The 9,322-nt window shown below is 65.7% G+C and carries 5 protein-coding genes and 5 pseudogenes; 6 read left to right on the top strand and 4 right to left on the bottom strand.

Features of this window, described 5'->3' with window-relative positions; all coding sequences use genetic code 11:
- Positions 1–593: pseudogene (locus AC07CM_RS49570) on the top strand (IS701 family transposase); the annotation flags it as partial.
- A gap of 9 nt (positions 594–602) precedes the next feature.
- On the opposite strand, the pseudogene AC07CM_RS49565 reads toward AC07CM_RS49570, so the two are convergent.
- Positions 603–943: pseudogene (locus AC07CM_RS49565) on the bottom strand (transposase); the annotation flags it as partial.
- A gap of 47 nt (positions 944–990) precedes the next feature.
- On the opposite strand from AC07CM_RS49565, the gene AC07CM_RS49560 reads away from it, so the two are divergent.
- Together AC07CM_RS49560 and AC07CM_RS49555 are read left to right on the top strand one after the other, a co-directional pair.
- Positions 991–1,272, top strand: coding sequence for a hypothetical protein (locus AC07CM_RS49560; protein WP_478883163.1), 282 nt, complete (start codon positions 991–993; stop codon positions 1,270–1,272).
- 627 nt (positions 1,273–1,899) lie between these two features.
- The gene (locus AC07CM_RS49555) at positions 1,900–3,042 is read left to right on the top strand and encodes an ABC transporter substrate-binding protein (protein ID WP_478883162.1); all 1,143 of its coding nucleotides are present in this window, start codon (positions 1,900–1,902) and stop codon (positions 3,040–3,042) included.
- An 891-nt stretch (positions 3,043–3,933) separates the two neighbouring features.
- Here the strand turns inward: AC07CM_RS49555 and AC07CM_RS49550 are convergent.
- Positions 3,934–4,095, bottom strand: coding sequence for a hypothetical protein (locus AC07CM_RS49550; RefSeq protein WP_478883161.1), 162 nt, complete (start codon positions 4,093–4,095; stop codon positions 3,934–3,936).
- 661 nt (positions 4,096–4,756) lie between these two features.
- Positions 4,757–4,918: pseudogene (locus AC07CM_RS49545) on the bottom strand (IS110 family transposase); the annotation flags it as partial.
- A gap of 988 nt (positions 4,919–5,906) precedes the next feature.
- Here AC07CM_RS49545 and AC07CM_RS49540 point away from each other — a divergent pair.
- Both AC07CM_RS49540 and AC07CM_RS49535 read left to right on the top strand, forming a co-directional pair.
- Positions 5,907–6,692, top strand: a complete 786-nt coding sequence (locus AC07CM_RS49540; protein ID WP_478883160.1) for a hypothetical protein — start codon at positions 5,907–5,909, stop codon at positions 6,690–6,692.
- Between the two features lie 901 nt (positions 6,693–7,593).
- Positions 7,594–7,911: pseudogene (locus AC07CM_RS49535) on the top strand (IS3 family transposase); the annotation flags it as partial.
- A gap of 139 nt (positions 7,912–8,050) precedes the next feature.
- Here the strand turns inward: AC07CM_RS49535 and AC07CM_RS49530 are convergent.
- Positions 8,051–8,200: pseudogene (locus AC07CM_RS49530) on the bottom strand (ATP-binding protein); the annotation flags it as partial.
- A gap of 145 nt (positions 8,201–8,345) precedes the next feature.
- On the opposite strand from AC07CM_RS49530, the gene AC07CM_RS49525 reads away from it, so the two are divergent.
- On the top strand, positions 8,346–9,322 hold a 977-nt coding region (locus tag AC07CM_RS49525), incomplete at its 3' end, for a tyrosine-type recombinase/integrase (RefSeq protein ID WP_478883159.1).

Here is a 9,322-nt window from a genome sequence, read left to right as displayed (position 1 = left end):
GCCTTCCGGGCTTGCTTGAGCCGAGCTGCGGGGAAAGCCCGCACGGCCGGTTCTGAGGGGGGACCGCCGCAGCAATGCGGCGGTCCTACCCGACTGTTCCTCGCCTACGCCACCGGCCGCAGACGCACGCTGATCGACCGCCGGTTGTATCTGCCCACGTCCTGGACGGACGACCGCCAACGCTGCCGACGGGCGGGCATCAGCGATGAGGTCGCGTTCGAGACGAAGGTGGCCATGGCCAAGGCGATGGTCCGCCGGGCCATCGCGGACCGAATTCCGTTCGGCTGGGTGACCGCGGATGCGGCCTACGGTTTCAGCAAGGCTGGCGGTTCGAGCTGGAGCAGGCAGACGTCTTCCACGTCATGGCCACCACCCGACACGACACGGTCGTCACCCGCTGGGCGCTCGACCACCCCGTCCACGACCTGTTCCCCGGCCTGCCCCGCCAGAAGTGGAGGGGCCGTTCCTGCGGCGAGGGCGCCCATGGCCGACGCATCTACGACTGGGCCCGTGTCGAGGTGCGGCCCTGGCACCGCGAGGACCGCCGGCACTGGATGATCGCCCGCCGCAGCGTCAGCCGGCCCGAGGAGATCAAGGTCGTTTCATTTGGTGAGGCGCCGGTGGCAGATGAGGACTGCAGCGATGCCGACGAAGGCGAGTAAGTGTTCGGCCTTGCGCTCGTAGCGGCGGTAGAGACGGCGGCAGCCGGCCAGCCAGGACACCGTCCTCTCGACCACCCAGCGATGGCGACCGAGTCGCTATGAGGACTCGACGCCCTTGCGTGCGATGCAGTGACGGATGCCGCGGCCACGCAGCCATCGCCGCAGGTAGTTGCAGTCGTAGCCCTTGTCGCCGTGCAGTTTCCCGCGCCGGAGCGGACAGGTGGGATGCCACGCACGAGCGGCTGGAGCCCTTGGCTGTCGTGCATGTTGGCGCCGGAGATGCGGCGGCGGCCACGTCACCGGCGGCGCTGTACCGCCGTGCGAGGCCGTGATCGGAGAGGCCGAGCGTGCGCTCGCCGGGCGAACCCAGTTCGGGCACCGGAACACCCATCAGCGCGGCTTCGATTCCGCACTTCGGATACGCGCTCGCCAGGGCGTCGGCTCCGGCGAGGCAACCCCGCGCGCCGACCCGGGGATCGGCCACGAGCGGCCGACCGTCGCGTTCGAGCAGGAGGTGAAGACGGCGACGCTCTGTGTCGAGTGTGGCGCGGCCACTCGTCGGCAGGGCCTTCCTAAGAATGCCGCACTGCAAGAACTCGGTGGGACCTGAGGATCGACGCCGTTGAGTAGGCAGCGCTTGAGAATCTGCTCAGCCGCTGCCCGGACGTCCCCATTACCGTCACCCCGGCCCGCGGTCACTCATTCCGCAACCGCGCCGTTCTGGCGCGCTTCGGCGCGTGCCAGCTGCTCGCACAGCTCAAGCATGCCGAATGCGAATTCAATCCGTCCATGCCCGGCGCGGTAGGCCGAACAAGGCCATGGGCCTGCACGACCTGCCCGCCAAGTCCTGGACGATCAACGAGGCATGGGCCCGGTTCATGAGGCGGCGGGCAGAAACGCCGAGCCGTCGCCGCTTGACGGCAGCGTAGCCGCAGTGACAGGCGAAGATCCCACCCGGCATCGGCCGGGATGGACGGGATGAACCGATCACCTCAACTGGCGCCGATCACGTCTGAAGGATTGAGGTTGGACTCATGCACATCGACCGGGATCGCGCGAGAGGTAGACAAGGTACAATGTGGTCTCTGATTTCTGATAACTGCCTTGCTGCGTCGACACCACGAGCCAAAGACGCACAGCAATGGGCCACAATGCGACGACGGCCCGATGACGTGGGCGTTCCTTGGCGATAACGGATTGTCGCCTGTCCCTGTCCCTGTTCATTCCTGGAACGTTCGTGACCGCACCTCGTGTTCGAACAATCGCCGTCTCCGGCTGCTTTGCCCTCGCGGCGCTGACCCTGGGCTCCTGCGGCACCAGCCCCACTGCTACGCCGGAGAAACCCTCGGCAGCTACCTCCGCTGAGAACGCGGGCGGCATGAAGGCACTGATCGCTGCGGCCAAGCATGAGGGCATGCTTAACGCGATGGACGTTCCGGTCGAGTATGCCAGCTACGGCGCCCTGATCGACGGCTTCGAGAAGAAATACGGAATCAACGTCGTGTCCCGGGACCCGTGGGCCACGAGTCAGGCCGAGGTCAATGCCCTGCGGAACCGTAAAGGCCAGGCCAACGCCCCCGACGTGATAAACATCGCTGACACGTTCGCGCGGGCAGCAGCGCGGCAGAACCTACTCGCTCCCTACAAGGTCGCCGCGTACGACGCGATCCCGAACAACCAGAAGGATCCCCAGGCCCGCTGGTCCAACGACTACGGCGGCTACATCTCCATCGGCTGCGACGCCCAGCGCATCAAGCAGTGTCCCCAGACCTTCGCCGACCTACTGAAGCCCCAGTACAAGGGCAAGGTCGCGCTCGCAGGCGACCCCACCACGTCCGGAAACGGCTTCGCCGGTGTATACGCAGCGGCCCTCGCGAACAACGGCTCGTTCGACGATATCCAGCCCGGCCTCGACTTCTTCGCCAAGCTCAAGAAGACGGGCAACTTCATCTACGTCCACCCCAACAACCTGACAACGATCGAGAACGGCAAGACGCCCATCAGCATCAACTGGGACTACCTCAACCTCAGCTACGCCGACACGCTCCGCAGCAAAGGCGTGAAATGGCTGGTGTCCATCCCCTTCGACGGCAGCTTCGCCCAGTACTACGCGCAGGCGATCAACAAGCACGCTCCGCACCCGGCCGCCGCCCGTCTGTGGCTGGAATGGCTCTTCAGCCCCGAGGGCCAAAACCTCCGGCTCAGCGGCTACACACGCCCGGTGCTGATGAAGGCCATGGAGAAGGACGGCACCCTCGACAAGGCCGCCGCGGCAAGGCTGCCGGTTGTCGAGGGCACGCCGCAGTCCCCCACGGATGCGCAGATACAGAAGGCGGCGGACACCATAGCCCGGGGCTGGACGAAGGCCGTCTCGGGCTGACACCCAACCCCCAGCGAAGTGCCTGCTGAACAGGCCCTTCTCCACCCACTGCACCGGACGTGCGGCTTGTAACCGCATCCGGCTCTCCAGTGCCCTTTGTTCTGATGAGTTGTGCCGCGAGGAACGCCCGGTGTAGTGGATGTCCTCGTGGCACGTACGGCAGACGACCAGCGTCTTCCGAAGGCGCGCCGCCATCATCTGGCCGGCCCGGATGGCGAAGACGCCGAGGAAACCGCGGTTTGGACCGCCGACGAGGAGCGCCGCGAGTTGGCCGAAATGCCGAGGAAGACCGGTGGCGCGTGGTCCGCGTCCGCGCCCTTCACCGCAGACGAGGTCTATGACTCGCGCGAACTGCGCACCCGGTGCCTCGAGTTCGGCCTGGGCTACGTGGGTGCAGTGCGCGCCCACTCCGCGTCACCCTCCCGCCCGGGAGCGTCACCGCGGTCACGGACGCGCTCGCCCTGCTGCCGCAGGCGCCTGGCTTGGCGGTTCGGTGATGCGGACCAATGCGTAGCCGAGAGGCTGCCGCGCTTGGTCTGGTGGGTGTGGCCGGGGATAGGTGAGGGCCCGAGCCTGTCAGGGTGCTCGGGCCCTCACCGTGTTTGCGTATCCAGCGGGGGGATGGGACACGCAAGCACGCGGCGGGTTACTTAACGATCTTTTTCGGCTGTTCGATACGGGCGGCCGGGTGCATCGGGATATGGCTGTGCGGCACGGGTCCTGTGGAAAGCCGGCCTTACGCCTCTTCGTCCGCGGATCGGCCTTCGGGGCTGCGGCTCAGAAGGAGACGAAGGCGCCGGCCTGTGGTACAGGCCGAGCGTGCCCTGGGCGGTGCCCACGGCCCCGGCGGTGTGGCAGCCTGGGCCTGGTCGAGGAGGTGTTGGTCGCTGGTCACGTGGCACCGGCTCTGATGCTGGCGTGCAGGCTCAGGCCGCCGACGACGTCGTCGAGGGCGCTGTGCGGGCAGCGGGAGCTGGTGGATCTCTCGGCCGTGGCCGTGGACGGTTCGTTGATGAGGCGAACGCCACCCGGGACGGCAACCAGCGCCTGCACCGGCTTGAGGAGATCATCTCCCGGGTGAGGACGAGATCAACGCGCTGATAGACGATGCACTTGCTCACATGCGAAACGTTGGGACCGACAATTCCGAGGGGCTCGCCGGCGGTGCCGCGTCCGATCACTGACTCGGCAGTCCCGCCTGTGCGACCGGGTCACGCGAGCCCGCTTGGCCAGGGAGAAGCTGTACGAAGGTGCTTCGCCCTCGCCCAACGAGATAAGGATCAAGGTCGAGGATGCGGAGCGGATGGTGGCCCGGGCATTGGATCGTCTGGGTGGGGAGACCGCAGCTCACCAGGAGAAGCTTCAGAAGTACGAAGTTCGGACCAGGGCAGACCGGGCGGCAGGACATCGCGGAGCCCCGGACACCACGGCCCTCGCCCCGATGGTGAAGAAGACCCAGCACAACCACCCGCCTTCGAGGCCCTTGCCCAGCTGCCGCTGCTGGTGGGTCTTCGAAGTCGAGCGGTGAGCGTCGCCAGGCCCCTTGGCGCTTCGGCACGGTCCGTTACCGATGGCTGTGATTGTCAGGCCCGAACGTAGGACGCCACGTTGCTGCTCGACCTCGACGCGGTGTCCGTCATCAGGGTCCCGCGGCTCAATGACGGCGGCCGCCGAGTCCATCTGGGTACAGCCGAGAGAGCCTGCCCTGCCTGCGGGGGGTCTCCTCGGTATCGCCGTACTCGGCGCGCAGGTTCAGCAGCAGCTTGTAGCCGGCCGCGTCGTCGGTGATGTGCCGCTTGGCCACCATCATGCCGGCGTCGTCGACCAGTGCGACGTCGTGGGTTCGTTCCGCCCAGTCGATTCCGCCGTAGATCAAAAGCCCCTCCCCATAAGCAGATGTTTGCGCTGGTCACGAGCGCATGCGGGCCACGCGAGCGACCTAATCCAGGCATCAACCGACTCGCAGTCGTGCCTCCACCTCACTAGCCGTTCGTGGCACCAGCACATCCCACGGGCCCCGGTCTATGCAGGAACTCAAACAACTCGGACCTATCAAGAGGTCACCGTGCAGCGGACTCGCACCACCAACAACAACGAGTGATCAAGCTGAATGTGTTGACGTCGAGAGGGCGTCCAGCGCCACAGTCTCTGCGCAGCGTCGCCACCAGGTAGCCAGCAGCCGTACGCCGCCGCACTTGCCGCCATCCGTTGCAATGTGGTGGCAGCCTGTCGGCGTCGGCTGAAAAGTGGTTCTGGATCACTTTCAGTGCCGGAGCCGACAAGATTAGGTCGCCCCCGGCAGTCGCCGATGAGTAAAACTGTGCTGAATTGCAGCGTTCGATGCTGGACAGATTGTGGGTCGCGGCAAGCAAGTGGGGTGATCAGGATGGTGCACCGACACGGGGTTTCCGAGCACGGTAGGCGGATTTGACGTGCACCGCGCAGACCATGGTGGGCTACACCGCCAGCCGACCAAGACCGATCGGGCCAGCCCTCGGGACAGCCTCGCAGTGCACAGGTCAGCTGCCCGAGTCATAGCTCTCGCCAGCCAGCTGTTGCGCCCATGGCGTGCCGCCGATCAGCAGGTTCCTCAGCCAACGGCCGTGCCACGCTTGCGCTCGCTGACCAGCGCCCGGCCGCACGGCAGACGGTTGGCACCGCGCTATCGGCGATCGACTCGCTCACCGGAGGCGCTTGGCACGGGTAAGCACCGGACCAACGGTTCCCATCGGCCCGATCTTCGCCGAGTTCCGGCGCTAGTGATGTCGCTTCACCTTGAACTGGCTCCACTGACATGACCCGCAGCCATCGACCCAACAAGCCGACCCCGCCAAGAAAATCGAAGTCCGAACGATTGGTATACCGTGACTGAAGACGAGAAGACGATGACTGAAGCAACGAACGAACTGCTCTCTTTCAATTTTTCCGAAATGGCGTTTTCGCAAGGGCTTATCCATACCGGGGGACATTTCTCCGCATGCCGACTGCTCACTGCAGCAAACAGTAAAACACTGAGTGCCGGAGTCACTACCTACGATGGTTGCTCCATCGAGGCGACGATGCCGACCGACGAGGTCTTCGTCGCCCTTGGCGGCAATGTGCGCATTCTATGGGGCGAAGGCTACACCCGTGCAATTGAAGCAAAGCTCGGCGACGTTGTGTGGCTGCCTAAGGGGGCCAAGGTAAAGTACCAAGGGGAGAAGGGAAGTGCATTTTATGTCGCATATCCCGTTGACTGGCGCACTCGGGGTGAAGCGATATCGTCCGAACCGGCAGTGCCTGATGTGCTCCACATGGAGAGCCGGGACATGGTCTTTACAAAATCTCATAGCGATGCCGGCGGCCATGCGTACAGGTGCTCGCTGATCGCTCCAAACGTCACCCCAGAGGTCAGCAAGACGATGGCTGCCTACGTTCATATCTGGGACGGCTGCACCTTCGAGTGGACGACGCAATACGACCAGGCATCTGTCGTTCTTGATGGTACTTTCCGCATCCTCACTGGGGAGAATTATAGCCACAAGATCGAAGCGAAGTTCGGCGACGTAGTTCGGATACCTAAGGGAACTAGACTGAAGTACCAGGGTGATGCGGCGAAGGTATTTTCCGCCCTATACCCGGGTGATTGGAAAACGCGCAACGAAGCCTAATCATGCGCCGAACTGCTCGGGCTACAGCCGAGGCCCGGGACGCCTGGCCGGATTCAGGAGACTGGCACCGGTTCCAGCCCGTCTCCGCAGTGTGCAGGGCGGCTTCAAGTTCCTGATAGGAGCGGGCTGTCGGTGATGCCCCAGGCCAAGACGGCGTGTTCGGGTCCGTCCCGGGTCACTCGGGTGGGTCTTGGCGATGCTGTCCGCTCCAGCGGTCGCACGACCAAGACGCTCCTGACCAGGGCAATTCCATTGTCGAGCAAGTCTGCCACCTGCACCCTGACACGCACACGACTGTCGCCGCGGGCGCCTTCGCGCCCAGCCACCTTGGTGGTCTGACCCAGCACACACGGGGAGGTGGTGGTCAGGGTGCAGCCGCGCCGGCCACGTCCGGTCTGGCGGGAGGCGGGCGCGTCGCCGGGTCATGTTCTTGGCGGCTGTACTCACTGCGGTGCGGGTTGGCTGCGGTGAGCACACTCGGGGCAGTCACGTCCGCGGGAGTGGGCGGTGTGTGTGCTGCGTTGGGCGCAGGCTAGGAGCGGTTGCGGTCGTCGCTGGCGAAGAAGAAGCCGAAGGCGGCGCTGGTGAGTGCGACGACGGGGGTGAACATCCAGACTGAGCTCACGGTAGCCGTCGGTGCCGAAGTGGATCCAGTAGCTGAGGATGAGGCCGAATGTCGGCAGCAGCGACATGACCGCGACGAGCCAGTGTGCGGAGTTCCGGTCCCACGCGGTGGCGTTGCAGCGGGCCTCGGCCGAACGGCTGACGTTCAAGAACGTCGCGGCTGATCTGAACGTAACCCCGAAACCCTGCAGTCCTGAGTGCGGTCCGCAGACGCCGAGAATGTGGCCGACGCGGGCCGGAACTCCGAGGGGGTCCAGGCGGAGAAGGAGTGGCAGCTCGAGCACTCGGCGCGTCCCGGTCCGGCTACTACCGCTGGGTCGCCAGCGCCCTGGCCCGCGAGGCGCGCTGGGCTGAGGACGAGGCCTTGGTTGCGGAGATCCGCGAGATCCAGGCTGAGCACCGCGAGGCCTTCGGCGCCCGCCGGGTCCACGCCGAGCTGCCGGCCGGTGGCCGGTTGATCGACCGTAAGCGCGTTGCGAGGCTGATTCGCGAGCACCGCATCGTCGGCCGTCACCTGCGCCGCCGCAAGCGCACCACCACCCCGGATCGGACCGCGCCGCCGGTGCCGGATCTGATCCAGCGGGACTTCACCGCCCAATGATTCCTGATGTGTAGCAGGTTCTTGTCAAGGGGCATGGGTGTGCGGCCCCTCCGGGCTGAGAGGGGTGGGGGGCTGGCGGTGTCGGCGTACTCTCCCTTCGGGGCGGGCCGGTACGTTTGAACGTCCCCAGTTGCTAGGCCACGTCGGTCTCTCGCGCGATGGCCTGGAGGCGGTTCTTGAGCCGGTAGCTCGGGCCGTTGATCGCGATGACTTCGCAGTGGTGCAGGAGCCGGTCGAGGATGGCGGTGGCGAGGACCTCGTCGCCGAAGACCTGGCCCCATTCATCTGGGGCTGGCACTTGTTCCCTCACAAGAGTTGCCGCTGCCACCTGGCCGTATCCCGCTCCTGAGGTCCTCGTTGGTTCTCGCGGTAGCACCCTGGTTTTCAAGGTGCTGCCTTGACCGTTCAGGTGCGAGGAAGGTGTGCCGGTGGCCGAGGCCAGACTTCAGGTCATCGCGGGCGGGGCCGTCCCTCAGGAACCGCTGGCGACGGACCCGTGGCAGTTCCAGACCACATGCGTCGACGCGTTCGTCGCCTCCTGGCGGGCCCGCGGGTTCAGCCCGGTGACTATCGACAATGACATCGGCCTGCTGGAGCGAGCCCTCGCTGCTCTGGGCCGACCCGCGTGGGAGGTGACGCCGGAGGACATCGACCGTGTGGTCGGCGACCTCGCGGTGAAGGGCCGGTCGACGTCGACCCGGCGCGAGTATGTGCAGATTTTCAAGGGGTTCCACCGGTTCCTGCAGGCCCGCAAGGCCGCCGAGATCGAGGCAGCGTTCGGTGTCCGGCTGGTCTGCCCGGTCGACGAGTTCAATGCCTCGCGGCATGTCGGCGATGACTCCCCGGCCCTGGTGCCGCCGCCGACACCGGAACGGGTAGCGGAGTTCTTCGACTTCATGAAGCAGCGGATCGCGACCGCGAGGAAGTACGGGCCCGCTGCCCGGGACTATGCGATGTTCCGGACTCTGTATCACGCCGGCCTCCGCTCGGAGGAGGCATCGCTGCTGGACAAGCCGGATGTGCACTTCATCCGCGGCCCGTTCGGCAAGCTCCACGTCCGCTTCGGCAAAGGGGCTCACACCTCCGGGCCCCGGCCCCGCTGGGTGCCCATGCTCGACGGCTTGGACCTGGTGCTGCGATGGTTCCTGGACGACGTGCGCCCTAAGTTCCCCGATTCTTCTGTGCTGTTCGCCGATGAGTCAGGCGGAGCCCTGCATCGCGGAACGATCCGCAACCGGCTGCGCTATCTCATGGAGCTCGAAGGGCGGCCGGCCTCGGAACGGTTCAGCCCGCATGCCCTGCGGAGGGCCTGCGCGACCCACAACTACGAACGCGGCGTCGACCTGGTGGCCATCCAGCAGATGCTCGGTCACTGGACGGTCAGCTCGACCATGCGTTATGTCCG

The sequence above is a fragment of the Streptomyces sp. NPDC044061 genome (assembly GCF_056434305.1).
This window is presented reverse-complemented; position numbering and strand designations above follow the sequence as displayed.